26 protein-coding genes are annotated in these 24,656 nt (G+C 73.4%); 13 read left to right on the top strand and 13 right to left on the bottom strand.

The features are described from left to right. Positions 1–317 precede the first annotated feature (317 nt). The gene (locus E1193_RS04830) at positions 318–2,057 is read right to left on the bottom strand and encodes a DEAD/DEAH box helicase (protein WP_132180637.1); all 1,740 of its coding nucleotides are present in this window, start codon (positions 2,055–2,057) and stop codon (positions 318–320) included. Between the two features lie 286 nt (positions 2,058–2,343). On the opposite strand from E1193_RS04830, the gene E1193_RS04825 reads away from it, so the two are divergent. Continuing rightward, positions 2,344–2,991 (top strand): ferritin-like fold-containing protein, encoded by a 648-nt coding sequence (locus tag E1193_RS04825; RefSeq protein WP_243707283.1) that lies wholly within the window; start codon positions 2,344–2,346, stop codon positions 2,989–2,991. A gap of 56 nt (positions 2,992–3,047) precedes the next feature. Here the strand turns inward: E1193_RS04825 and E1193_RS04820 are convergent, their stop codons facing one another. Both E1193_RS04820 and E1193_RS04815 read right to left on the bottom strand, forming a co-directional pair. Then, positions 3,048–3,275, bottom strand: a complete 228-nt coding sequence (locus E1193_RS04820) for a DUF3107 domain-containing protein (protein ID WP_132180633.1) — start codon at positions 3,273–3,275, stop codon at positions 3,048–3,050. Between the two features lie 65 nt (positions 3,276–3,340). Next, a complete protein-coding gene (locus E1193_RS04815) occupies positions 3,341–3,979 on the bottom strand; it encodes a TetR/AcrR family transcriptional regulator (protein ID WP_132180631.1) in 639 nt (212 codons plus the stop codon). A gap of 148 nt (positions 3,980–4,127) precedes the next feature. Here E1193_RS04815 and E1193_RS04810 point away from each other — a divergent pair, with 148 nt between their 5' ends. The 6 genes from E1193_RS04810 (at position 4,128) to E1193_RS04785 (ending at position 12,122) form a co-directional block, all read left to right on the top strand. Next, a complete protein-coding gene (locus E1193_RS04810) occupies positions 4,128–6,815 on the top strand; it encodes a hypothetical protein (RefSeq protein ID WP_132180629.1) in 2,688 nt (895 codons plus the stop codon). 46 nt (positions 6,816–6,861) lie between these two features. Further along, positions 6,862–7,836 (top strand): alpha/beta hydrolase, encoded by a 975-nt coding sequence (locus E1193_RS04805; RefSeq protein WP_132180627.1) that lies wholly within the window; start codon positions 6,862–6,864, stop codon positions 7,834–7,836. Between the two features lie 5 nt (positions 7,837–7,841). Further along, positions 7,842–8,726 (top strand): DUF3152 domain-containing protein, encoded by an 885-nt coding sequence (locus E1193_RS04800; RefSeq protein ID WP_132180625.1) that lies wholly within the window; start codon positions 7,842–7,844, stop codon positions 8,724–8,726. Positions 8,727–8,808: 82 nt separating this feature from the next. Continuing rightward, positions 8,809–9,585, top strand: coding sequence for a DUF3152 domain-containing protein (locus tag E1193_RS04795; protein ID WP_243707282.1), 777 nt, complete (start codon positions 8,809–8,811; stop codon positions 9,583–9,585). Between the two features lie 41 nt (positions 9,586–9,626). Beyond that, positions 9,627–10,877 (top strand): adenylyltransferase/sulfurtransferase MoeZ, encoded by a 1,251-nt coding sequence (moeZ, locus tag E1193_RS04790; protein ID WP_207922567.1) that lies wholly within the window; start codon positions 9,627–9,629, stop codon positions 10,875–10,877. Between the two features lie 372 nt (positions 10,878–11,249). Continuing rightward, complete coding sequence (locus tag E1193_RS04785) at positions 11,250–12,122, top strand: prenyltransferase/squalene oxidase repeat-containing protein (protein ID WP_132180619.1); 873 nt, start codon at positions 11,250–11,252, stop codon at positions 12,120–12,122. On the opposite strand, the gene E1193_RS04780 is transcribed toward E1193_RS04785, so the two are convergent. From E1193_RS04780 to proB, 8 genes are all read right to left on the bottom strand, one after another. Beyond that, the gene (locus E1193_RS04780) at positions 12,106–12,621 is read right to left on the bottom strand and encodes an SUKH-4 family immunity protein (RefSeq protein ID WP_132180617.1); all 516 of its coding nucleotides are present in this window, start codon (positions 12,619–12,621) and stop codon (positions 12,106–12,108) included. The genes E1193_RS04785 and E1193_RS04780 overlap by 17 nt on opposite strands. 59 nt (positions 12,622–12,680) lie before the next feature. After that, positions 12,681–13,298: a hypothetical protein gene (locus E1193_RS04775; RefSeq protein WP_132180615.1), complete on the bottom strand. Its 618-nt coding sequence runs from the start codon at positions 13,296–13,298 to the stop codon at positions 12,681–12,683. Then, positions 13,295–13,912, bottom strand: coding sequence for a hypothetical protein (locus E1193_RS04770; RefSeq protein ID WP_132180613.1), 618 nt, complete (start codon positions 13,910–13,912; stop codon positions 13,295–13,297). The genes E1193_RS04775 and E1193_RS04770 overlap by 4 nt, the downstream gene beginning before the upstream one ends. Continuing rightward, a complete protein-coding gene (locus tag E1193_RS04765) occupies positions 13,905–14,399 on the bottom strand; it encodes a hypothetical protein (RefSeq protein WP_132180611.1) in 495 nt (164 codons plus the stop codon). The genes E1193_RS04770 and E1193_RS04765 overlap by 8 nt, the downstream gene beginning before the upstream one ends. Positions 14,400–14,412: 13 nt before the next feature. Next, on the bottom strand, positions 14,413–14,736 hold the full coding sequence (locus E1193_RS04760; RefSeq protein WP_132180609.1) for a PE domain-containing protein: 324 nt from the start codon (positions 14,734–14,736) through the stop codon (positions 14,413–14,415). 3 nt (positions 14,737–14,739) lie between these two features. After that, positions 14,740–15,141: a YbaB/EbfC family nucleoid-associated protein gene (locus tag E1193_RS04755; protein ID WP_132180607.1), complete on the bottom strand. Its 402-nt coding sequence runs from the start codon at positions 15,139–15,141 to the stop codon at positions 14,740–14,742. Positions 15,142–15,226: 85 nt separating this feature from the next. Then, complete coding sequence (locus E1193_RS04750; protein ID WP_132180605.1) at positions 15,227–16,468, bottom strand: glutamate-5-semialdehyde dehydrogenase; 1,242 nt, start codon at positions 16,466–16,468, stop codon at positions 15,227–15,229. Positions 16,469–16,559: 91 nt separating this feature from the next. Beyond that, positions 16,560–17,717: a glutamate 5-kinase gene (gene proB, locus E1193_RS04745; protein ID WP_132180603.1), complete on the bottom strand. Its 1,158-nt coding sequence runs from the start codon at positions 17,715–17,717 to the stop codon at positions 16,560–16,562. 13 nt (positions 17,718–17,730) lie between these two features. Between proB and E1193_RS04740 the strand changes: the two genes are divergently transcribed. Next, positions 17,731–18,045 carry an MGMT family protein gene (locus E1193_RS04740; protein WP_132180601.1) on the top strand — a complete coding sequence of 105 codons (315 nt, stop codon included), beginning with the start codon at positions 17,731–17,733 and terminating at the stop codon, positions 18,043–18,045. A gap of 463 nt (positions 18,046–18,508) precedes the next feature. Here E1193_RS04740 and E1193_RS04735 read toward each other — a convergent pair whose 3' ends face one another. Beyond that, complete coding sequence (locus E1193_RS04735) at positions 18,509–18,718, bottom strand: sigma factor (RefSeq protein ID WP_132180599.1); 210 nt, start codon at positions 18,716–18,718, stop codon at positions 18,509–18,511. A 267-nt stretch (positions 18,719–18,985) separates the two neighbouring features. On the opposite strand from E1193_RS04735, the gene E1193_RS04730 reads away from it, so the two are divergent. From E1193_RS04730 to E1193_RS04720, 3 genes are all read left to right on the top strand, one after another. Continuing rightward, positions 18,986–19,564 (top strand): NADH-quinone oxidoreductase subunit B, encoded by a 579-nt coding sequence (locus E1193_RS04730; RefSeq protein ID WP_132180597.1) that lies wholly within the window; start codon positions 18,986–18,988, stop codon positions 19,562–19,564. 64 nt (positions 19,565–19,628) lie between these two features. Continuing rightward, positions 19,629–20,945: a DUF2252 domain-containing protein gene (locus E1193_RS04725; RefSeq protein ID WP_132180595.1), complete on the top strand. Its 1,317-nt coding sequence runs from the start codon at positions 19,629–19,631 to the stop codon at positions 20,943–20,945. Positions 20,946–20,950: 5 nt separating this feature from the next. Continuing rightward, the gene (locus tag E1193_RS04720; protein ID WP_132180593.1) at positions 20,951–21,658 is read left to right on the top strand and encodes a hypothetical protein; all 708 of its coding nucleotides are present in this window, start codon (positions 20,951–20,953) and stop codon (positions 21,656–21,658) included. A 9-nt stretch (positions 21,659–21,667) separates the two neighbouring features. On the opposite strand, the gene E1193_RS04715 is transcribed toward E1193_RS04720, so the two are convergent. After that, on the bottom strand, positions 21,668–22,714 hold the full coding sequence (locus E1193_RS04715) for a glucose 1-dehydrogenase (protein WP_207922565.1): 1,047 nt from the start codon (positions 22,712–22,714) through the stop codon (positions 21,668–21,670). 201 nt (positions 22,715–22,915) lie between these two features. Here E1193_RS04715 and E1193_RS04710 point away from each other — a divergent pair, with 201 nt between their 5' ends. Continuing rightward, on the top strand, positions 22,916–23,635 hold the full coding sequence (locus tag E1193_RS04710) for an NADH-quinone oxidoreductase subunit C (protein WP_132180589.1): 720 nt from the start codon (positions 22,916–22,918) through the stop codon (positions 23,633–23,635). Then, positions 23,635–24,597, top strand: a complete 963-nt coding sequence (gene nuoH / locus E1193_RS04705; protein ID WP_132180587.1) for an NADH-quinone oxidoreductase subunit NuoH — start codon at positions 23,635–23,637, stop codon at positions 24,595–24,597. Before E1193_RS04710 ends, nuoH begins: the two co-directional genes overlap by 1 nt. Positions 24,598–24,656: the final 59 nt, after the last annotated feature.

The raw sequence follows: 24,656 nt of genomic DNA, 5'->3' as shown, positions 1-24,656 counted from the left end.
CCCTAGTCCCTCGCTCCGCGTCCCTCGCTCCGCAACCCTGCCCCGTCCCTCGTCCACCGCACGCGCGGGCCGCCGATTGTCGGCCAGCCGGCGTCCCGACGGTCTCACCTGCCGCAGGTAGCGGCATCCGAGGATGCCGAAACCGCAAATTGGCGCAAATGAAGTCGATCTTGTGAGGGGTGCCTCGATCCGGCGCAAACGGAGTCGATCTCGTAGGGGGGGCGGGCGATCTCGTGAATGCCGGGCAGGGCGCGGCGGCGAAAAGGGACGTCCTCCGGGCCGGGTAGCGGCGCGGAGGACGTCGGGTGTCGGGATCGTCAGTCGGCGGTAACTTCGGCCGGCGTACCCGCGCCGTTACCGCTGCCCCGGCGACGCCGGCGGCGGCGCGGCTTCGCCGACTGCTCGCCGTCCACGGCGGCGGGCGTTTCGGTCGGCTCGGCGTCGGCCTGGCCGGCGGAGATCACCGCGGTCGGCTCGCCGGCGACCACCTCGCCAGACCGGCGGCGTCGGCGGCGGCGCGGGATGCGGGCGCCCTCCTCGCCGGCGGTCTCGGCGGCCGGCGTTTCGGCGGCCGGCGCGTCGGAGCCGGACCGGCCCCTGCGGCCCTCGCCACGGTCGCGGCCCTCGCCACGGTCGCGGCCCTCGCCACGGTCGCGGCCCTCGCCACGGTCGCGGCCCTCGCCACGGTCGCGGCCCTCGCCACGCCGGGAGCCCCGGCCGCCCTCACCGCGGCGCGACCGACCGCCCAGATCCTCCTCGACCTCGGCGGAGAGCCCGGCACGGGTCCGCTCGGCGGTCGGCAGGGTGCCGGTCACGTCGGTGGGGATGTCGAGGTCCGTGTAGAGGTGCGGCGAGGTGTGGTACGTCTCGGCCGGCTCCGGCATCTCCAGGCCGAGCGTCTTGTCGATGATCCGCCAGCGGGGCATGTCGTCCCAGTCGACGAAGGTCACCGCGACGCCGGTCGCCCCCGCCCGGCCGGTACGGCCGATCCGGTGGGTGTAGGTGTCCTGGTCCTCGGGGCAGTCGTAATTGATCACGTGGGTGACGCCGCTGACATCGATGCCGCGGGCGGCCACGTCGGTCGCGACCAGCGTGTCGATCTTGCCAGCGCGGAACGCGCGTAGCGCCCGCTCGCGGGCGCCCTGCCCGAGGTCGCCGTGAACGGCGGCGACCGCGAAACCGCGGAAGTCGAGATCCTCGGCGACCCGGTCGGCGGCCCGCTTCGTACGGGTGAAGATCATGGTGAGGCCGCGCCCCTCGGCCTGCAGGATCCGCGCCACGACCTCGATCTTGTTCATCGAGTGGGTGCGGTACGCCAACTGTCGGGTCTGCGGCGACGGCCCGGTCTCCGCGGTGTGGCCGGCGTGGATGGTCACCGGGTGACGCAGGAAGCGCCGGGACAGGGTGACGATCGGGTCCGGCATGGTCGCCGAGAAGAGCATGGTCTGCCGGTCCTCCGGCAGCATCGCCAGAATCTTCTCGACGTCGTCCAGGAAGCCCAGGTCGAGCATCCGGTCGGCCTCGTCGAGAACCAGCGCGCGAACCCGGTCCAGACGCAGGTGCTTCTGCTTCTGCAGGTCCATCAACCGACCCGGCGTGCCGACTAGGATTTCCACGCCCTTGCGCAGCGCGTCGATCTGCGGCTCGTACGCCACGCCGCCGTAGATCGGCAGCACCCGTACGCCCCGGGTCCGGCCTGCGGCGGCGAGGTCCTTCGCGACCTGGATGCCCAGCTCTCGGGTGGGGACCACGACCAGCGCCTGCGGCACGCCGTCGCCGCCCTCGTCCGGGGCGAAGACCCGCTCCAGCAGCGGCACGCCGAAGCCGAGCGTCTTGCCGGTGCCGGTCGGCGCCTGGCCGATCAGGTCACTTCCGCGCAGCGCGATCGGCAGCGCGTACTCCTGGATGGCGAAGGCGCGGGTGATGCCCGCCGCGGCCAGCGCCTCGACGGTCTCGGGCCGCGCGCCGAGCGCGGCGAAGGTGGGCGCCTCCGGACGGACCGGGGCGGTCGGGGCCAGTTCCTGGCCCTCTGTGGTGTCGATAATCTGTTCGCTCATCTGGATCTGGGGGTGCCCTCTCGTGGTGCGCCCCGTCTTGTCCTCAGGGCGCGATCGGTATGGCGCGGGCCACGCGGTCGGGGGCGGAAATCGCCGAGCCGGACCGGGCCGCACGCGCGCCGTGGGCCGGACATTCGATCAGGTCGGCGCCCACGGCAACTGCTCCATACTACCCGAGCGGCGGTTTCGCGCCCCTGATCCCGGTGAGCGGTCTACCCCGGGGGTGCCCGATGTGATGTGGGTCACCGCAAAACCGGTCATCCTCGACGGGCGGTACCCTGCGCTCGTGCCCGCCCCGACACGTCCCGACGCCGTGGTCGACCTGATCGGCCTGGTCGCCTACGGCGAACTACTCGCCTTCGACCGGATGGCCGCCGACGCGCGACTCGCCCCCGACCTGCGTCGCCGGGCCGCCCTGAGCCAGATGGCGGCGGCAGAGATCGCCAACTACCGGCGGCTCGCCGACTGGCTCACCGCGCTCGGCACCGCACCCGAGGCGGCGATGGCGCCGTTCGCCGGGGCGTTACAGGCGTACCACGACTCGACCGAGCCGAAGGACTGGTTGGAGGCGGTCACCAAGGCGTACGTCGGCGACGGGATCACCGACGACTTCCTGGGCGAGATGGCCGACCGGCTGGACGAGCCGTACCGGCAGCTGATCCGGGACGTGCTGCACGACACCCGGTACGCCGAGTTCGCGGTGGCCGAGATCCGAGCCGCGATCGAGGCCGACCCGAGGGTGGCCAACCGGCTCTCCATGTGGGCCCGCCGGCTGGTCGGGGAGGCGCTCTCCCAGGCTGGGCGGGTCGCCGCGGCGGACCGGGGGGCGCTCACCGCGTTGATCGGGCGAAACGGGATGGACGTGTCGACGCTGTTCGGCAAGCTCACCGCCAACCACACCGCGCGGATGACCGCGGCCGGTCTCAACAACTGACGGGCCCCCGCGGCCCGGCCCGCGACGGCGCACGCCGTCGCGGGGGCCGGACCGGGTCAGCGGACGGTGAAACCGACCGCGCGTGGCGACGCCTCGGCGATCTCGACGTAGGCGACCTTGCCGACCGGCACGATGACCCGCCGGCCCTTCTCGTCGGTCAGGGAGAGGGTGCCCTCGCCCTTGGCGACGGCGTCGGTCACGATCCGCTCGATCTCGGCCGGCGACTGCGCGCTCTCCAGAACCAGCTCGCGCGGCGCGTACTGCACGCCGATCTTGACCTCCACTGTGCCTCCTCAGGTGGGCGAAAGAGCCGCCGATGGGAAGGCTATCCGATCTCGGGGCCGGATGTTCAGGCTGACTCACCTTGCAGCGGGAAGCTCGCGATCCCCCGCCAGGACAGCGCGGCCACCAGCGCCTCCGCCTCCGCCATGGGCACCTGCCGGCCGCGGGCCAGCCAGAACTGGGCAGCCGTCTCGGCCGCGCCCACCAGGCCGGAGGCGAGCAGCTCGGCGTGCGCCCGGCTGACGCCGGTGTCCGAGATGATGGTGTCGGTTATCGCCGCGATGCAGCCCTGCTCGACCCGCTCCACCCGCTGCCGGACCGCCGGATCGTTGCGCAGGTCCGACTCGAAGACGAGGCGGAACGCCTCGCTCTCGTGGTCGACGAAGTCGAAGTAGGCCCGCACCGAGGCGCTGACCCGCTCCTTGTTGTCGTTGGTGCCGGCCATCGCGTCGCGCACCTTCGCCACGATGGCGTCACAGTGCGTGTCCAGCAGTGCCAGGTACAGCTCCATCTTGCCCGGGAAGTGCTGGTAGAGCACCGGCTTGGAGACCCCCGCCCGTTCGGCGATGTCGTCCATCGCGGCGGCGTGGTAGCCCTGTGCGACGAATACCTCCTGCGCCGCCGCGAGCAGCTGCTTACGGCGGGCCGAGCGGGGCAGGCGGGTGGGCCGGCCGGCGGTCTGCGCACCGTTCCCCACAGCGGTCATGGGAACCTCCGAGTTCTTCGTACGAGCCGGCACTTTTACCCCGTACCGGTCTGGGGCATCGCCCCGGTCCCGGAATTGGCCCGCCGCCGTAACTTATCGCCACTGTCACCACACGGTAGCCTCAGCGAGGGCGACCAAGGAGTGCGCGGTGAGTGAAACAGGGCAACCCGGTGCCGCCACCCCGGGAGAGCACGGTGACGGGACGGGCAGGCAGGACGATCCCGCCCGCTCCGGCAGCGGGTGGGCACCTGGGGGGACCGGGTGGTCCGGCGGGGCGGACTCCCCGGCCTACCGCGAGCCGATCGCACCCTGGCACCGGTCCGAGCCGATCGGGTGGGGCGCCTCCTCCCCGCGCTACGCCGATCTACCCGCGCCACTGCCCGACGCGCGGTCGGACGGCCAACCGGCCCCCCGCAACGGACGGTCCCGCGCCATCGGCATGAGCCATCCGGATGAGGATGCGCCGGCCGGCCGCGCCGCTCCGGTCAGCGCTCCGCCCACCGGATCCGCCTGGCCGGCGGCAGAGGCGCGCCACGACGCCGACCTCGACCGGCTCGCCGTGCCCACCCAGCGGCCGGCGCCGGAAACCGAGCGGCAGGCCGACCCGGACACCGGCGCCCGGCACGCCTCCGACGTGCCGCCCCGGTCGGGCCGCCGGCCGGAGGGGAGCTTCCCCTCCTCGGCGCCGCCGGCCGCGCAGGTGCCGCCGGTGGGCACCGCCGCGTCCGGCTTCGAGGCGCCGCCCGGCTTCCGCGTCCCTCGGGCGGATCGCGCCGAGGCCGACCGCCTCGCCGCCGACCCGCCGTCCTGGGCCGGCGGCGCCGAAGGCGGTCCGCCCGCGACCGAATCGCCCACCTGGGCCGACCGTTTTTCCCCAGAGCCCGTCGAGGAGGAGCGGCCCGCCGATCCGTCCGCCGTCCGCCGCCCGGACGACGAGCCGGACTGGTCCGGTCCGAGCTGGAACCGTCCCAGCTGGGGCGGGAGCTGGGCCCCGTCCTGGGCCCGCGAGGAGGAGCCGCCGCCCGGCCGCCCCCGTGGGGAGCGGTCCGCCGAGTGGTCAGCCGAGCCGGCCCGGCCGTACGAGGCGGTGCGGGCCGAGCCGGCCCGGCCGTACCAGCCGGTGCGGGCCGAGTCGCCCCGCCCGTACGAGCCGGTGCGCGCCGAGGTGCCGCGGCCGTACGAGGTCACCAGGTCCGCGCCGGAGCCGCGGTCGGCGCCGGAGCCGTCTGGTCGCTCCGTCGACCGGCCGGCCTGGGCCGACCCGTCCGCCCAGGCACCTGCCGAGGTGGCTCCCCCCAGTGGGCCGCCTGCCAGCGCGCCGCCCGCCGACACTGAGGAGCCGTCCACCGAGGCCCCGACCGAGCGGGCCCGGCCGGTCCGCCTCCGGTCCGTACCAGCAGAATCCGTCGCCGAGGCGGACCTGCCCGGCCACCCGCCGACCCCTGCCGGTCCAGGCGCCACGACGGCCACCGCCACGAGCGGGCCGCGCCGCCTCGGCCCCACGTCTCCCGCGCCCGTCCCGACGAGCGCACCCCCGTACGCGGCCCGCCGCTCCGCCCCCGAGCCCGTGTCCGTGGCCGATCCGGTCCCGGCGAACGGGACGCCGGGCCAGGGCGCGGCGGTACTGCCGCAGCGCGTCCCCGCCGAGCCGGACGTGCCCGTCGTCCCGGAGCCGCCAGCCGTGGATCCACCCGCCGAGACCCCGGAACTCGCCCGCATCGCCACCCACCTGCGCCGCGACGACGAGCCCGCTTCGCCGCGCGAGCGGCCGGAGGGCTTCGACGTCAACGCCATCCTGGACGCCGTACGCGAGGTGGCCGGCGTGCGGGACGCCGCGCTGCGCCATACCCCGGCCGGCGCGCACAGCCTCCGGCTCGACCTGGCCGACGGAGCTGACGCGGCCGAGGTGAGCCGGATGGTGGCCCGCCTGCTCCAGGAGCGGATGGGGCTGGCCGCGGCCCCGCAGAACCTGCCCGGCGCGCCCGCCCCGGCGCCGGTGCGCCGCCGATCGGTGCCGGGCCGTTCGGTGGATTCCCGACCGCCGGAGAGCCGCCCGCGCGCCTCGTCCGGCCCGGAGTCCGGCGCCGACGCCTCCCGGGGCGTTGACGCCGGGCCGCCGGAGCCGGGGTCGGCGCCGGCCAGCCGGTCCCTGCTGCCCGAGCCGCCGGACCGGGCCGACCGGGCGCCGGGGCGGGTCGGCTCGGTCCCCGCAGGACAACCCGCCGGGTTCGGCCCGGAGGACGAGTTCGATCCGGTCGCCGGTGTGCCCCGCCGCCGGCGGATCGCCGTGCACCGGGGCCGGGCCAGCGTGGAGGAGCCAGCCGGAACGCCCCCGGGCAGCCCGGTTTCGCTCGGCACGTCGTACTCGGGCGGGCAGATGACCACGACGGAGACCGCGCCCTCCCGTCCGCTGGAGACCGGCGGCGTGCCGGGGCCCCGGGTGGTGATCGACCACGTCCAGGTCAGCACCTTCGGGCTGGACGCCACCGTCGAGGTGCGCCTGCTCGCCGGCGAGGACACCGCCGCCGGGCACGCGACCGGGCCGGCGGTGGACGGGTACGTCCTGCGGCTCTGCGCGGTGGCCGCCGCGGCGGCGGTGGACCGCCTGCTGCGCGGCGGTGACGGCGCGGGCGAGCGGGGGCGGTGTTTCGTCGAGCACGCCGCGGTGGTGCCCTTCGGTAACTGCGAGGTCGCCACGGTGGTGGTGCTGCTGGTCTGCGACGGTTGGGTCGAGCAGCTCGCCGGTTCGGCGCTGGTCGCCGGTGACCCACGGCAGGCGGTGGTCCGGGCCACGCTGGCAGCGGTGAACCGCCGGCTGGAGGCGCTGCTCGCCTGAGCCCGTGGCGGTGTCGGCGAGGATCGTGAGGGGAAGACTGGCAGGCATGAAGCACGCCGTCCTCTGGCCCGACCACCTGCTGCCCCCGCATCACGTCCCGCCGCCCTGGCCCGGCCGGGAGGTCCGCCTCGACGGCACCGTCACCTATGTCCGGGAAACTCCCGCCACCGGTCCGGACGCTGAGCCGGCGTTGTACGTGCACGGGCTGGGTGGCTCGTCGCAGAACTGGACGGACCTGGCCGGCCTGCTCGCCGGTCGGCTCGACGGTCAGGCCATCGACCTGCCGGGCTTCGGGCGCAGCGAGCCGGGGCGTAGCTACACCATTCCCGCGTTCGCCGAGCGGGTCGTGCGCTGGATCGAGCACTCGGGGCGGGGACCGGTGCACCTGTTCGGCAACTCGCTGGGCGGGGCGATCTCGGTGCAGGTGGCGGGGCTGCGTCCTGATCTGGTGCGGACCCTCACCCTGGTCTCACCGGCGCTGCCGTTCCTCGGCTTCCACCGGTCGTTGCAGGGCCGGATGCTGCCGTTGCTGGCGATTCCGCGGGGTGAGCGGCTGGCCGCGTGGCGGCTGGCCCAGATCGCTCCCGAGGCGATGGCCTGGCAGGCGATGGAGGCGTGCGTGGCCGACCTGGGCAGGATCAGCGAGCAGCGCCGGCAGGAGGCGCTGGAGGAGATCCGGGTGCGGTACGAGGCCGTCCACTACGCCGCCGCGTACGTGCGCACGTTCCGGGGTCTGGTCTCCACCTTCCTGCGGTCGTACCTGCCGGGCCCGGGTTCGATGTGGCGGGTCGCCGCGTCGATCCGGGCACCCACTCTGGTGATCGGCGGGATGAAGGACCGGCTGGTGGATGTCCGGGTGGCGCCACAGACGGCCCGGGTGATCCCGGACAGCCGGTTGATGATGCTGGGCGGGGTCGGGCATGTGGCCCAGATGGAGGTGCCGCGCACGGTGGCGCGCGCCGTCCTGCACCTGCTCGCGGAGTGGGAAGACGGCGTGTCGCGGCCGGACGTGGCAGGCTGAGCCGGATGGCCGAGATCCTCCCGCGTCGCCACCGGCGGCCGCGTCCGGTGCACCGTGACCGTTGGCTCGCCGTCCGCCGCCGGTGGACCGTGCTGCTCGCCGGCGCCCTCGCGGTCGCCGCCGGGGCCGGGGGCGCCGTTTCGGTCGGCCGGCCGGGCTCCGGCCCCGCGCCGCTCGCTGCGGGCGTGGCGGCGCCCACTTCGGAGGCGGTGGGCGTGTTGCCGTTGCCGCTGTCGCCGCCGGTCGTCACCCCGACGTCCGCCGCGTCCGCTGCCGCCCCGGTGCTCCAGCTCGCAGGTTCGGTGCCGTCGGCCGGGAAGGGTGGCTTCGGGTACGACGACCGTCCGGGGCCGACGCTCGGCCGGGCCGGGCGGGCGCAGCGGTACCGGGTGGCGGTGGAGCACGGTGCCGGCGAGGACGTACGTGACTTCTCCGATCAGGTGCAGGCCGCGCTGACCGGCCCGGGTAGTTGGGTGGACTCGGGTCAGCTGCGGTTGCGCCGGGTGCCGCCCGGTCAGGGGTTCGACTTCACCGTCTATCTGGCGACCGCGGCGACGGCCGGGCGGATGTGCCGGGCCGGGGGCGTGGACATCCGGGTGGGTGGCCGGCCGTACACGTCCTGCCGTGCGCCGGACAAGGTGATCGTCAACCTGGAGCGGTGGCGCAAATCGGTGCCGCACTTCGTCGCGGCCGGCGTGCCGTTGTCCCTCTACCGTTCCTACGTGGTGAACCACGAGGTGGGGCACCAGCTCGGCCACGGCCACGAACGCTGCCCCGGCAAGGGCCGGCCGGCCCCGGTGATGCAGCAGCAGACGCTCTTCCTGGCCGGGTGCACGGCGAATCCCTGGCCGTACCTGGCCGGGAGGCGGTACCGGGGGCGCCCCCTCTGAGCCGGTTCGCGCCCGTGAAACATCCTCGCGATAGCTGCGGCAAAAGCAGGCATTTGCCCGATTGGTTTGCGATGCTGGCGAGGTGGACGCTTTCCCCTCATCCGAGCCCACCCGGCAACGCCGGCCTCGCGGTCGCACGGCGCTGGGCGTCCTCGTGGCGGTCGGCGCGACGGCCGCCACGGTGGCCGTGCTGCGCCCCGACGTGCCGCCGGCCGTCCCACCTGCCGTCGCGCCGACGGGGTACGGGCTGGGGGCGGGCGCGCGGGCCACGCCCTTCGCCGGGTACCCCACCGGCGGCCCTGGTCGGTTCAACACCGCCAGCGGACGCTCGCCGGTGCGTGGTCACGACGGACCGCTGCGTCGCTACCGGGTCGCGGTGGAGGAGGGGAGTGGCCAGGACGTCGGCGCCTTCGCCGCAGCCGTCGACGAGGTGCTCGGCGACCCGCGTAGCTGGATCGGCTCGGGTGAGCTGCGGGTGCAGCGGGTGCCCGAGGTCGCCGGGGCGGACTTCACCATCTTCCTGGCCACTCCGGCCACCTCGGAGCGGATGTGCGCGGCCGGCGGGCTGCGCACCGAGCGGTACACCTCGTGCCGGCTGCCCGGCCAGGTGATCATCAACCTGGCCCGCTGGATGGAGGCCGTGCCGGACTACGGCGCCCCGCTGGAGACCTACCGGAGGTACGTGGTCAACCACGAGGTCGGGCACGAGTTCGGGGAGCAGCACCAGGCATGCCCGGGGCCCGGGGAGCCGGCGCCGGTCATGCAGCAGCAGACGTACGGCCTGGACGGCTGCGTCGCGAACGCCTGGCCCTATCTCGACGGGGGCCGGTACGAGGGCGCGCCCACCGACGGGGTCTGACTTATTCCCGCTCCCGCATGTCGGGCAGGGTGTCCCTGCTCATGGCCGATCGCCGGGGGTGCGAGCGACAATGGGCCGGTTCGCCACCAGCCGATCCCGGGGAGTTCACCGTGTCGCTGCCCCCGCTCGTCGAACCCGCCGCCGAGCTGACCGTTGACGAGATCCGCCGCTACTCGCGCCACCTGATCATCCCGGACGTCGGGGTGGAGGGGCAGAAGCGGCTGAAGAACGCGCGGGTGCTCTGCGTCGGCGCCGGTGGTCTCGGCTCGCCGGCGCTGATGTACCTCGCCGCCGCCGGCGTCGGGACGTTGGGCATCATCGACTTCGACACCGTCGACGAGTCCAACCTCCAGCGTCAGATCATCCACGGCGTCTCCGACGTCGGCCGATCCAAGGCCGAGTCCGCCGCCGCGTCGATCCGCGAGATCAACCCGCTGGTCACGGTCGAGATCCACAACACGGCGCTGGACCGGGACAACGTCCGGGACATCTTCTCCCGGTACGACCTGATCGTCGACGGCACCGACAACTTCGCCACCCGCTATCTGGTCAACGATGCGGCGGTGCTGCTCGGCAAGCCGTACGTGTGGGGTTCGATCTACCGTTTCGACGGCCAGGCGTCGGTCTTCTGGGCCGAGCACGGCCCCTGCTACCGCTGCCTCTACCCGGAGCCCCCGCCGCCCGGCATGGTGCCCTCCTGCGCGGAGGGCGGCGTTCTCGGCGTGCTCTGCGCGTCGATCGGCTCGATCCAGGTCAACGAGGCGATCAAGCTGCTCGCGGGGATCGGTGAGCCGCTGGTCGGCCGGCTGATGGTCTACGACGCACTGGAGATGACCTACCGCAAGATCAAGGTCCGCAAGGACCCGAACTGCGTGCTCTGCGGCGAGAACCCCACGGTCACCGACCTGCTGGAGGACTACGAGGACTTCTGCGGTGCGGTGTCCGAGGAAGCGCAGGAGGCGGTCGTCGACGCCACCATAACCGCCGCCGAACTCAAGGAGTGGCAGGACGCCGGCAAGGACATCTTCCTGGTCGACGTCCGCGAGCCCGCCGAGTACGAGATCGTCCGGATCCCCGGATCCACCCTGATCCCGAAGGGTGAGATCATCTCCGGCGAGGCGCTGGCGAAGTTCCCGCAGGACCGGCAGATCGTGCTGCACTGCAAGTCCGGCGTCCGATCCGCCGAGGCGCTCGCCGCGATCAAGGCGGCCGGGTTCCGGGACGCCGTCCACGTCCAGGGCGGCGTGCTCTCCTGGATCAAGCAGATCGATCCGTCGCTGCCCGCGTACTGACCGGCCGCCACCGGAGGCCCTCCGCACCACCCGGGAGGGCCTCCGGGCGCCGGCCCGACCAGTCCGTCCTCCATGCCCACTGAATGGGCCGACGGCCCGGTTACCGCCAACCGGTCTGATCACGCTCTGTCAAACGGCCCGGCCGGGGCCGGGCCGGCTGGACCCGCTTCGCTCTGCTGCCACCAACGCGACACGCACCGACCGTGACTGTCGCGTCCGTGGTGGCAGAGCAAAGCGTGGAACGAGTCCTCCGGACGGTCCGGTTCACCTACCGTGACCGGTTCTGGTGACCGCTGGCCCGCGCGGTCGCTGCCCGGCCGCATGCCGCTGCCCGCCTGACGGACGCACAAGCAGGCCGTCCGCCGGAGGCCGATTCACGTTGTCGCAGGTAGCGTCTCTGCCGTGGTGGATCTGGAGGCGGCGATCGGCTTCGTCGTGGCGAACGGGGACGCGGTGGACCGCGCCCGGCTCTCCCGGCTGCGTACCGGCGCGCCGGTCCCCGCCGGGCTGCTCGACGCGGCCGAGGCGGGGCAGTCGCCCGACGGCGGGTGGCCGGCCGTCCTCGACGGCGAGATCTCGTCGGTCGACGCGACCTGCTTCCGCCTCGCCGAGCTGGACGACCTGGGCGCTCTCGGCCGCCCGGCCGCCCGGCACGCACTCGACTGGCTCGCCGCCCGGCAGCTGCCCGACGGCGGGTGGGACGAGGATTCGAGGCTGGCTGGTCTCGCCCCGGAGTGGGCCAGACCGGGCGACCCAGAGGCCCACCTCTACCTCACCGCGTACGCCGGGTTCTGGCTGACCGTGGCCGGGCTCGACGCCCGGGCCGCCGGTCCACTCGACCACAGGGTCGGTGGGGCGTACGCCGGGGTGGTGCAGGCGGCGGCGCAGGCGCTGGCCGCGTGGCTGGCCCCGGACGGAAGTTGGCCGTCCTTCCTGCCCGCCGGCTGGCTCAGCGCGGCGGTCCTGCACCGGCAGGCGATGTACGACGAGTCGGCGCGGATCCAGGCGGTGCTGGCCGAGCGGGTGCCGACGATGTCTCCGGCCGACGTGGCCTGGCTGGCCGCGACCCTGCGCCGGGTCGAGGTGGGCGAGGAACAGTGGCTGCTGGTCTCCGCCCGCCGGCGGCTCGCCGAGACCCAGCGCAGCGACGGCGGCTGGGAAAGCGACGACGGGCACCAGTTCGACGTGCACACCACGCTGAGGGCGATCCGGGCCTGCCGCCCGGTGGTCACTTCAGCTGGCTGATCACCAGCGGCCACCAGCCGTCCGGGGTGAACGCCGCCCGGTCGATGCTCTCCAGCACCGTACGCAGCTGTTCCGCCCGCTCGGCCCGGCCCGGCTTGCCCTCGTCGGCCTCGACGAAGAGCGCGAACTGGTAGAGGAACTCGACGAAGGTGCGGAAGGTGCTGTTCACCGGCTGGACGTCCTGCTGCGCCAGGTCGAGTTGGAGGATCTCCCCGGTGCGCGGGTCGAGCACGTAGAGCAGGTCGGTGTTGTCGGCGACCGCTCCGACGACGATCAGCCGGATGTCCAGCGAACCGTCCTCGGTGGTCAGCTGGATGGTGTCGTACAGCTCGATGTCGCCTTCGAGGAACGCGGTGAAGACCACCGCCACGTCGAGCGGGATCTCGTCGCCGACCGGCAGCATGTCCGGGCTGAAACCGCCCTCCAGCCATGCCTCCCGGGGGTACGGGATGAGCTCGTCGGAGCTCCACAGGGCACGGAACCGGGGGTCGGCTGACATCGACGTTCCTCCGCAAACTCGGATGACGGTTTCGGATACCTCGGACCGCAGGTGAGAGGTCAGGAGGCCAGGCCGGCGGCGATCAGAAGCCGCCGCCAGTTGTCGGCGTACTCACCGGCGTGCCGTCCCTTGCGTAACCGTTCCTCGGCGGCGGCGGGACCGAGAACGGTGGCCACCAGATCCGGGTAACGGGCGCCGAGCACGTGCTCGTCGAAGAACGTGGCGACGTCGGGGGCGATGACGGTGAACTCGACGTCCTCGTCGGGGTGCTCGTACTGGTAGACGTAGGCGCTGGACTCCATGTAATACACGTCGAGGTCTTCGCGGTCGAGGTAGATCGGGTCGCCGCCGCGGATCTCGCCACGCAGGCCCCGCGGCACGCTGGCCAGCTCGTAGCCGACGGTCAGCGGGCTGCCCATCGGGTCGTCCGGGTCGACACTGAACGCCGCCCAGGCATGTGGGCTGGTGATCTCCTTCGGCGCGTGGAAGCGGAAGTTGTCCCCCTCGATCCGGCCGAACAGGCTGTACACCTCGGCGACCCCGGGCAGGTCGGGAATGGGCTCCAGCGGCGCCGGCCCCTCGATGACGACCCCGGCGTCGTGCCCGGCGGCCAGCCGGCTGAGCGTGGCCAGCTTCTCCTGGATGCGGGAGAGGACGGCCGGATCGGGGGCGGTCACGGGACCAGCTTCACGATGACACGGGTGCCCTCGGGGACGTCCCGCAGCGCGGTGGCGATGTCACTGCCTATCTGGCGATTCGTCCAGGCATCCATCAGCCTGAGGTTAGCGTATGTGTCCGCTCCGTCCAGTTGCAGCTCGTGGATGTGGTCCGGGTCGAGCCCCTCGCCCCGTGCCCGGATCGGCCCCCGGCCGTCGTAGAGGCGGTCGACGAGCGCCTTGTTGGCCAGGTACTGGTTGGTTTCGCGGGTGCCGTGCCGCTGGGTCAGCCGCTCGTTCTTCGTCAGCCGGCGGATCACCCGGTCCCGGAACACGTTGGTGCGGGTGCGGGTGGTGCCCCTCTTCCGGTCGTACACGTTGTTGGCCGTCCGGTCCGACTTCGCCTTGCTCAACCGCCCTTCCTGACCGAGCCGGACCAGGTCCTTCGCCTTGCGGTCGAAGTCCCGCTTGTCGAAGTCGGGCCGGTTCCTCAGCACCAGCACCGCCGGGCCCCGCGGGGTGGTGCCGTTCGTCTTGGCGGTGCGGAAGACGTCGGCGTTCTCCAGGTACGCCGAGAGGATCTTTGCGCCTCGGGCCTGGGTCTGCCGGGGTGGGGTGGTCCGCTTCCTAGCCATTCAGCACCGTGTCCACGGCCATGCCGATGAGTTGGTCGATGATCAGCCCGGTGATCATCTTGAAGATCGGGATCTGGAGCAGCGACGCTCCGAAGGTGGCCACCGCCGTGGCGATCGCCTGCGCGATCTGGATCGCCAGCACGACGAGCTGGATGATCACGTTGATCTTCAGGGCCAGCACCACCCCCGCGGCGGCCATCAGCCCGATCGCGATGACGTTCGCCGGGTTGGCGGCGTCGGCGATGTTCCGGGCCGCCGACTCCCTGTCGTTCCACTCGCCGGCGAACGCCGTGAGGCTCGCGCCCCGGTTGGTGTCGAGCACCGCCCGCGCCGCCGACTCCAGTTGCGCGACCGAGCCCTCGATCCGGCCCGCCATGCCGGTCCACTCGCCGGCGAGCCGGAACAGCGCCGCCTCGTCGGACTCCGGCCAGTCGTACCCGATCATCGAGAGCAGCGAGGCGAGTTCCCCCGGCAGCGTCAGACCCACGCCAGCTCCTTCCTCAGCCCAGCTTGCCGAGGATCGAGCGGAACGCGCCGGCGACGCCCTCCTCGACCTCCCGGTAGCCTTCGGCCATCCCCTTCAGCCCGGCCACGTAGCTGTCCAGCTCGGCCAGGTTGGTGCCGACGCACTCGGCGAGCGCGTCCACGCAGGCCTGATGGCCCACGCCCAGCAGCATGCCGATCTCGTCGCCGCCGAAGGCGTCGGCGTAGCCACCGGCCGCCGCCTGGAATGCCTCGAACGCCTCGCGGACGCTCTCCCTGGCCTGGGCGAGCTGGTCCGCGCCCTGGCGCAGCGCGTCGACGTCCACCTCGAGCGGTTCCACCGGTCAGCTCCGCTGCTGGAGCTTGCGCATGGTCTCGCTGATCGCGAGGCTGAACTCCCGCATCTGCCGCAGGCCCTGATCCTGGAGGCGTTCCACGGTGGCGGTCATCGCGGCGAGGTCGGGCACCGGTTCGGTGCCGGTGGTGGCCTCGGCCTGTCCGTCGAGCGCCGCGTTCACCGCCCGGCGCAGCTCCTCGGCCAGGTACTCCGCACCCTCCCGCAGCACCCGGGGGTCGAACTCGACCGCGCTGCACCGCCCGTCGGGGCCGAGGGTGACCCTGATCCGCCCGTCGGCGGCCTCGGCCACCGACTCGACCCGCTCCGGCGGGGCGACGGTGCGCTGTGTCTCCCGCAGTGCCGCCCTGGCCTGCGCCAGTTGCTGTTCCAGGGCGTCCTCACCCAGCATGCCGCCTCCCCAGAGCTGGCCGCGCGCGAACCGGCCTCAGCCTAGCGACCCGGTACGACCCGCCGCACCCGTCCACAGCGGAGGCTCAGCGCAGGTGGCCGTCCCCGGTGACGACGTACTTGGTGGAGGTCAGCTCCGGCAGGCCCATCGGGCCTCGGGCGTGCAGCTTCTGGGTGGAGATGCCGATCTCCGCGCCGAAGCCGAACTCGCCGCCGTCGGTGAACCGGGTGGAGGCGTTCACCATCACCGCCGCCGCGTCCACCCGGGCCACGAACTCGCGGGCCGCCGCCTGGGAGTCGGTGACGATCGCCTCGGTGTGGCCGGTGCCGTACCGCCGGATGTGCGCCACCGCCGCGTCCAGCGAGTCGACCACGGCGGCCGAGATGTCCGCCGAGAGGTACTCGGTGGCGAAGTCCTCCTCGGTGGCCGGGACGACGGCGGGGGAGTACCCGGCCACCCGGTCGTCGCCGTGCACGGTGACCCCGGCCTCGGCGAACGCGGCCAGCACCGGCGGCAGGAAGGCGTCCGCCACGTCGACGTGCACCAGCAGGGACTCCGCGGTGTTGCAGGTGGACAGCCGCTGGGTCTTGGCGTTCAGGGTGATCGCCACGGCCTTCGCCACGTCGGCGGCGGCGTCGACGTAGACATGGCAGTTGCCGACGCCCGTCTCGATCACCGGCACCGTCGACTCCTCGACCACCGTGCGGATCAGCGACGCGCCGCCGCGCGGGATCAGCACGTCGACCAGGCCCCGGGCCCGCATCAGCTCCTTGACCGAGTCGCGGCTGGTGGCGTCGAGCAGCTGCACCGCGTCCGCCGGCAGGCCGGCCCCGGCGACCGCGTCGCGTAGCACCGCGACCAGCGCCGCGTTCGAGTGCGCCGCCGAGGAGGAGCCACGCAGCAGCGCCGCGTTGCCGGACTTCAGGCAGATGCCGGCGGCGTCCACGGTGACGTTCGGGCGGGCCTCGTAGATGATGCCGACCACCCCGAACGGCACACGGACCTGGCGCAGCTCCAGCCCGTTGGGCAGGGTCGAGCCGCGTACCACCTCGCCGACCGGGTCGGGCAACGCGGCCATCTGGCGCAGCGCGTCCGCGATCCCCGCCACCCGGCCCGGGTCGAGGGCGAGCCGGTCCAGCACGGCCGCGCTCAGCCCGGCCTCCCGCCCGGCCGCCAGGTCCGTCGCGTTCGCGGCCAGGATCTCCGGGGTACGCGCCACCAGCGCGTCGGCCATCGCGTGCAGCGCGGCGTCCTTGGTGGTACGCGTGGCGACCGCCAGGTCCTCCGCCGCCGCCCGGGCCCGCCGAGCCTGCTCGCTGACGCTCATGCCAGCACTCCGCTGCGCTCCGTACCGCAATGAGGCACCACCGCGCTGAACTGATGATTCGCTCGCTGACGCTCGCTCATTCGTCCACTCCTCACAGCAGCACGAGGTCGTCGCGGTGGACGACCTCCCGTTCGTACGCCGGGCCGAGCGCCGCGGCGAGCTCTCCGGTGGAGCGGCCGAGCAGCCCCGGCAGCTCCACCGCGTCGTAGTTGACCAGCCCTCGGGCCACCGGCGCACCGTCGACGTCCACCAGGTCCACCGGGTCGCCGGCGGTGAACGCGCCGTCCACGGCGGTGATCCCGGCCGGCAGCAGCGACTTGCGCCGCCCCACCACGGCCTGCACCGCACCCGGGTCGAGGTGCAGCCGACCCCGGGGCGCGGTGGCGTGGGCCAGCCAGAACAGTCGGGCCGCGGGGCGGCGGTTGCTCGGGTGAAAGAACGTGCCGAGCGGCTCGCCGGCGAGCGCCCCGGCGGCCAGTGGCGCGGCGGTCAGCACCACCGGGATGCCGAAACCGGTCGCGATCCGGGCCGCCTCCACCTTGGTGACCATGCCGCCGGTGCCGACGCCGGCCCGGCCGGCCCCGCCGATGGCCACGCCGGCCAGGTCGCCCTCGCCGTGCACCTCGCTGATCCGGGTGCTGCCCGGCTGGGCCGGGTCGCCCGTCCAGAGCGCGTCGACGTCCGACAGGAGCACCAGCAGGTCGGCGTCGACCAGGGCGGCGACCAGGGCGGCCAGCCGGTCGTTGTCGCCGAACCGGATCTCCTCGGTGGCGACCGTGTCGTTCTCGTTGACGATCGGCACCGCGCGTAGGTCGAGCAGCTTGCGCAGCGTCCGGTACGCGTTGCGGTAGTGCGCCCGGCGGGTCACGTCGTCGACGGTGAGCAGCACCTGCCCGACGGTGAGCCGGCGCCGGGCGAAACCGGCCGCGTACCGGCCGATCAGCAGGCCCTGCCCGACGCTGGCGGCGGCCTGCTGGGTGGCCAGGTCGCGGGGGCGGCGGGCCAGCCCGAGCGGGGCCAGGCCGGCGGCGATCGCGCCGGAGGAGACCAGCACCACCTCGCGTCCGGCGGTGGCCAGCGCGGCGAGGGTGTCCACCAGGGCGTCGACCCGGGCGTCGTCCAGCCCGCCGGCGGCGGTGGTCAGCGAGGACGAACCGATCTTGACGACGATCCGCCGGGCCTGGATGACTGCTGCGCGCACCCGACCATTCTGCGCGGTCGCCCCTCCCGCGCCCCGGTGGGTTCCCATATGGTGGCAGCTCGTGACCCCTGAGGAGTACGTCGAGGCGGTGCTCGCGCTGGTCGAGCGGATCCCGCCGGGCCGGGTGATGTCCTACGGCGCGGTCGCCGACGCGCTCGCCGAGCGCTCGGGGCGGGCCTCGGCCCGGCTGGTCGGCGCGATCATGGCCCGGCACGGTGGCGGAGTGCCCTGGCACCGGGTGGTGAACGCGGCCGGCCGGCTGCCGCCCGGGCACGAGGTGCAGGCGCGGGCCCGGCTGCGCGCCGAGGGCTGCCCGCTACGCCCCACCGGGGTGGACATGGCCGCGGCGAGCTGGTCGCCGGGAGACAGCGGGTGACTGCGGGGACGCTGGGGCGGCGCCACGTACGCCAACAACCTGTCGTCGGTGTTGCGGACCCGGACGGTGGTGCTGCCGGTGCGGTAGCCGTCGGGCTGCTCGGTGAGCACCAGGTCGGTGGCGGTGACCGCGACGTCCGTGAGGTGGGGGTTCGGCCCGAAGGCGGTCGGCCCGGACACCTGCCCGAACGAGTTCCCGGTCCAGCGGTAGCCGCGCCACTGCCGCTGCGACCACTCGCCCGACCAGCCCCCGCCCGGGTGCGTGTCGCCGACCTGCACCCGGACCACGCCGTCGTCGCGCACGTCCACCGCGATCAGCCACTGCGGCTTGTCGATGGTGCTGACCACCACCCGCCCGAGGGTGACCACCCGTCCGGCGGCGTCCCGGTCGAAGACCCCAACCGCCGCCAGCGGCTGTGGTCGAGGTTCCAGGCGACCCCGCGGACTGAGGCCTGCGGGTCCTCTTAGCCGACGATCCGGACCCAGTTCTCGTACGCCCGGCAGAGCGCCTCCTGAACCAGGTCCTGGGCCCGTCCCGGATCCCCGGTGTAGGCGGTCAGCTGGACGACCAGACGGCGGAATTGGGCGTGGTAGAAGTCGTCGAAGGCCAGTCCGGGTGGCTCGGGGCCGGGTTGCGGCGGCGTGTCGTCGCCGATCCACCTGTCTCTCGTCACAGTCACTCGTCCTCCCCGTGGTGCCGGCGGCGCCAACCCACCGTCACGGGTCACACGGTCGGCCCGGGGACCAGGTTGCGGCCGGCCGGCGTCGGTGGCTGTCGGGTCCGGGACAGGCGCCGCCGGGCGACACTCCGGCCAGGCCAGGGCGGCCGAGCAGCGCCTCGGGGACGTTTGCCGCTGGTCAGCCGGGCGCCGGCACACGGCCCGGGTGACGCCCGCCGGCTGTGGTTGACTGTCCGGTGGGAAGACGGGAAGGGGGCGGTCGTGCAGCTGCCGGCAGTGCTCGGCGAGCCGATCCGGTTCGTGCTCAACTGGGGTCGCCGTTACTCGCTCTGGGTCTTCAACTTCGGTCTGGCCTGCTGTGCCATCGAGTTCATCGCCACCAGCATGGGCCGGCACGACTTCATCCGGCTGGGCGTGATCCCGTTCGCGCACGGCCCTCGGCAGGCCGACCTGATGGTGGTCTCCGGCACGGTGACCGACAAGATGGCTCCGGCGATCAAGCGACTCTACGACCAGATGCCCGAGCCGAAGTACGTCATCTCCTTCGGGGCCTGCTCCAACTGCGGCGGCCCGTACTGGGACTCGTACTCGGTGACCAAGGGAGTCGACCAGCTCATCCCGGTCGACGTGTACGTGCCGGGCTGCCCACCCCGCCCGGAGGCGCTGCTGCACGGCATCCTCCGCCTCCAGGAGAGGATCGCCGCCGAGGGGTCCGGTCTCGGCGGGGTGACCCGCCGAGATCCACTCGCCTCGCCGGCCGACGCCGTGCCCCGCGACGGCGGGCCACCGCGCCCCGTCGACTCCCTCACCGCTGCGCCGGTGCGTCCACCGGCCTCGTGATCTCTCCGGGTTCCACCTCCTCGGACGAGCGCCCCACTGGCGGGCGGGCACTAGCGTGCCGGCCATGACCCACGCCGCGGACCGGCGCTCCGCCTTCATCGTCGACGTGCTGACCGGGGAGTTCGGCGCGTCGATGGCGCTCGACCCGGCGGCCTTCCGCCGCAAGTTCCGCAAGATGGCCGCCTCCCCGTTCGCCTTCTACCGGGGCAGCGCGTCGCTCTTCTACGCCGATCAGCTCGGCGACTTCGCCGACGACCGTTTCCTGGACGAGCGGACCAGCCGGGTGTGGATCCACGGGGACCTGCACGCGGAGAACTTCGGCACCTACATGAACGCCTCCGGGCAGCTGGTGTTCAACGTCAACGACTTCGACGAGGCGTACGTCGGGCCGTTCTCCTGGGACCTGAAGCGCTTCGCGGCCAGCTTGGCACTGCTCTGCTACGCCAAGGCCCTCTCCGACCGGGTGATCAGCGAACTGGTCGACGGGTTCGCCCGGTCGTACCTGACCGAGCTGCGGGCCCTCGCCGCCGGTGGGGACGACGCCATCGGCTCGATCACCCTGGACAACGCCGACGGGGTGCTGCGCCGGGTGCTCCAGCAGGCCCGGCTCAACACCCGGGTCGACCTGCTCGCCACGCAGACCACCATCGACAACTACGAGCGGCGGTTCTCCCTCGGCGACGGCGTGTACCAGGTCGACCGGGAGACCAGGGCGAAGGTCTGTGCCGCCTTCGAGGACTACCTCGGCACGCTCCCCGAGCCCACCGCACGGCTCCGTCCGGTCGCCGCCCACGTCAAGGACGTGGTGCTGCGCAAGGGCGTGGGGATCGGCTCGGCCGGTCTGCCCTCGTACAACCTGTTGCTGGAGGGGCACACCCAGGCGTTGGAGAACGACGTCGTCATCTACATGAAGCAGGCGCAGGTGCCGGCGGTGGCCCGGCACATCGACGACGAACGGATCCGCGGCTACTTCCGGCACCAGGGGCACCGGACGGCCGAGTCGCAGCGGGCGTTGCAGGCGCACGCCGACCCGTGGCTGGGCTTCACCGAGCTGGACGGGGCGGGCCAGCTCGTCGCCGAGGTCTCCCCGTACGCGGCCGACCTGGACTGGGCCGACGTCAACGAGCCGGACGAACTGGCCGGGGTGCTGTCCGACCTGGGTCGGGCGGTGGCCCGGATGCACTCGGTCGCCGACGACGAGTCCAGCCACGACCTGGTCGACCACTCGACCGAGGAGTCGATCGTCGCGGCGGTGGGTGACGACGTCGACGGCTTCGTGGCGCACCTGGCCGACTTCGCCCACGTGTACGGGGCGCGGGCGCGGGAGGACCACCAGCTCTTCGTCGATCTGTTCCGCAACGGCCGCCTGCCAGGGATCTGACCGGCGTGCCGCCCCGCCTGCCCCGGGCGGTCGCGTGGGGCCTGTTCGGGATCGCCCTGTCGAGCCTCCTGGCGGGTGTCGGCTGGGAGACGTTCGCCGGCGGGACCATGCAGGAGCATCCGTACCTGGTCAACGTCTTGTCCGGGCTGACCGGTTTCTCCACCAGCGCGCTGGTGGTGACCCTCGGCGTCAACCGGTTCCTCCGGCGGGACCACGTCCGGCGCTGGGGTCCGGCGATGGGCGAGGCTGTCGGCCGGATTCAATCGGACATCCTGGACGTGGTCGAGTGGTACCTGACCGGCGGGTCGCACCGGCGTCGCCCGCAGCGGCGCCACGGCGGCCTGCTCGACAGCGCGATGCTCGTCGACACCATGTCGCGACTCTCCGAGCGGGGCCTGCCGGCGGGATTGGACCCGAGGCGGCTACCGCCGCTGCGGGCCATCCTGGAGCAGTTGCTCACGGTGTCCGTGCCGGCCTTCGACCGGGCCTTCGACGTGGTGGCCGACCCGGCCGTGGAGCAGGCGCTCAGCGAGATCCGTGGCGGGGCCGAGCAGCTGTCGGACGACGACATCGACCGGGACGACCTGAAGTCGGCGCTGCTCTCGGTGATGCTCGGTCTGGCGGAGCTGGGGCGGGCGTACGAGGCCGTGCAGACGTATCGCCTCTATCGCGCCTCGGTGGCGGGGCGGGACCGTGCCCGGCGGGGGCGGTAGCCGCCGGCTTCAGGCGGTGAAGTCCAGCACCACCTTGATGTCCTCGTCGGTGGCGGAGTACGCCTGCGCGTACTCACCCACCGGCACCCGCCGGGTGATCAGCGAGTTGAGCCAGGACTGGTCGGCCCGGGCGAGGGCGTCGGCGGCCTGCTCCCAGTGCCGGCGGTTGGCGTTGACCGAGCCGAAGACGACGTTGTTCTCCAGCACCAGGGCCCGGTTGAGCGCCCCCGCGTCGAAGTCGATGGTCCGACCGCCGCTGGAAACCCCGGTCAGGCAGACGATTCCGGCCGGCCCCACCTTGCACATCGCGTCCAGCACCACCACCGGTGCTCCGGTGCACTCGACCACCACGTCCGGGTCGAGGTCCAGCTCGTCGACGGTCCCGGTGTGGTAGGTCGCGCCGAGCGCCCGGACCAGAGCTGGCTTCGGACCGGCGGTGGCGCGGTCCAGCACGTGCACGGACAGCCCTCGCTGGGTGGCCAGCAGCGCCGCCAGCAGGCCGATCGGCCCGGCCCCGGTGACCAGCGCCGTCTGCGGCTTCCACTCGGCGCGGCAGCCGATGCGCTCGATGTGGTCCCACGCCTTCGCCACCACGCTGGCCGGCTCCAGCAACATCCCGACAGGGGCGAGGACCGGATCCAGCCCGACGGCGAACTTCGGCTGTACCCGCCACCGGTCCCGGGCGAAGCCGGGCAGTCCCTTGATGCCGTGTTCGGTGTACCGTCCGTTGCGGCACATGTCCCACTCGTCCACGGCACAGTTGGGGCAGGGCACCGGGTCGGGGTGCCGGACGATGCCGGCCACCAGGTCGCCGGAGCGCAGCGTGCCGCTCGGGTCCTCCAACACCCGGCCCAGCGACTCGTGCCCGAGCACCAGCCGTTGCTGGCCGGGCGGGGCCTCGCCGTAGTGGCCTGCGATTATCTCCTGGTCGGTGCCGCAGACGCCCACCGCGAGTGCCTCGACCAGGATCGCGCCCTCCTCGGCGGCGGGTTCCGGCCAGTCGTCGGTCAGCCGCAGCGAGTCAGGCACCCCGGGAGACACAGTCACAGCGCGCACGGTCCTCATCTTTCCCCGCCGGGTGGCTGCCCGCCGGGCAAAGCGGCAGAAGCCCTGCCGCGGAGGCGGACCGGCCGCAGAAGCCGCGCCGCGACGGCGGACGGCCGGCTTGAGTCCGCCGCGACGGCGGACAGCCGGCCGGCGAGCTCCGCGACGGGCGGCGCGACACGGCGACCGGTCCCCGGCCATAGGATCAGCGGCATGACTCCGGAAGAGGTCGGCCGACGGGTGGTCGCGCTGCTCGCGCCGGTCGAGGGCACCGCGTCGGTCTCCGGCGGCCAGGGGTACGCCCGGGCCACCGTGGACGTGCCGCCGTCGAGCTGGGCCGACGCGCTGCGGGCGGCCCGGGACGACGCCGAGCTGGCCTGCGACTTCTTCGACTGGCTCTCGGCGGTGGACGAGTTGGTCACCGGGTTCGACGTGGTGGCGCACCTGTGGTCGACCCGGCACCGGCACGGCGTGTTGCTGCGGACCCGGGTGCCACGCGAGTCGCCGTCCGTGGTCTCGGTGGTGGGCCTGTACCCCGGCGCGGCCTGGCACGAGCGGGAGACCCACGAGATGTTCGGCATCGACTTCACCGGCCATCCCGGGCTCGCCCCGCTGCTGCTGCCGCCGGAGTTCGAGGGGCACCCACTGCGCAAGGAGTTCGTGCTCGCCTCCCGGGTGGCCAAGCCGTGGCCGGGGGCGAAGGAGCCGGGCGAGTCCGAGGCCGGTGGCGGCCGCCGTGCCGTCCGCCCGCCCGGCGTGCCGGCACCAGGTGAGTGGGGCAGCACGCCCACCCCGGCGGGCGCGGCCGGTGCGGGCGAGGGCCCGCGTGGCGGCGCCCCGGCCCGCCCGGCGCGGGAGCGGCCCGCCCGGCCGGCCCCGGGCACCCGTGCGGTGCGGCCCGCCGAGGGCGGCGCCGAAGGGGGTACGGCCTGATGCCGACCTGGTTGGAGTTGGTGGTCCGGGTCGGCGGCGTGCTGGTCGCCTTCCTCACGCTGCCGCTGGTGGTCGGGCAGGCCGAGCACAAGGTGATGGCGCACATGCAGGGCCGGCTCGGCCCGATGTACGCCGGCGGCTTCCACGGCTGGGCGCAGCTGATCGCCGACGGGGTCAAGTTCGTGCAGAAGGAGGACATCACGCCGCGCGAGGCGGACCGGCCGGTGTTCCGGCTCGCACCGGTGGTGGCGCTCGTGCCCTACCTGCTGGTGCTGCTGGTGATCCCGCTCGGCCCGGACGACCTGGTCGGGCAGCCGCTGGACATCGGCCTCTTCTTCGTCCTCGCCGTGGTCGGGGTGGGTGTGGTGGCGGTGCTGATGTCGGCCTGGGCCTCGGCCAACAAGTACAGCCTCCTCGGCGGGCTGCGCGGGGCGGCCCAGCTGCTCGGCTACGAGCTTCCGCTGGTGCTGGCCGCCGCCTCGGTGGCGATGGCGGCCGGGACGCTCAGCCTCGGCGGCATCGTCGAGGCGTGGCGGCCGTGGTGGCTGCTCTGGCAGGCCCCCGCGATGATCGTGTTCTTCGTCGCCGGGCTGGCGGAGATCCGCCGGCCGCCGTTCGACATGCCGGTCGCCGACTCGGAACTGGTCTTCGGCTACATGACCGAGTACACCGGTCTGCGGTTCGCGTTCTTCCTGCTCGCCGAGTACGTCGGCATCGTGGTGATCGCCGCGCTGACCACCGTGCTGTTCCTCGGCGGCTGGCAGGGGCCGTTCGCCGACGCGCAGCTCGGCTGGCTGTGGACGTTGGTGAAGGTCTTCGCCGTGTCCTTCGTGATCATCTGGCTGCGCGTGTCGTACCCGCGGTTGCGCGAGGACCAGCTCCAACGCCTCTGCTGGCTCGTCCTCGTCCCCGTCGCCCTGGCCCAGCTGGTCCTGACGGCCGCCGTCCGCCTCGCCCTCTGACCCCCACCCCAGGTCCGCCCCGAATTCGCGCCAGGTCGGGGTGTTCCTGTCGGCCGACG

This window comes from Micromonospora sp. KC606 (assembly GCF_004348675.1).
In the GTDB taxonomy this organism is placed as follows: domain Bacteria; phylum Actinomycetota; class Actinomycetes; order Mycobacteriales; family Micromonosporaceae; genus Micromonospora.
This window is presented reverse-complemented; position numbering and strand designations above follow the sequence as displayed.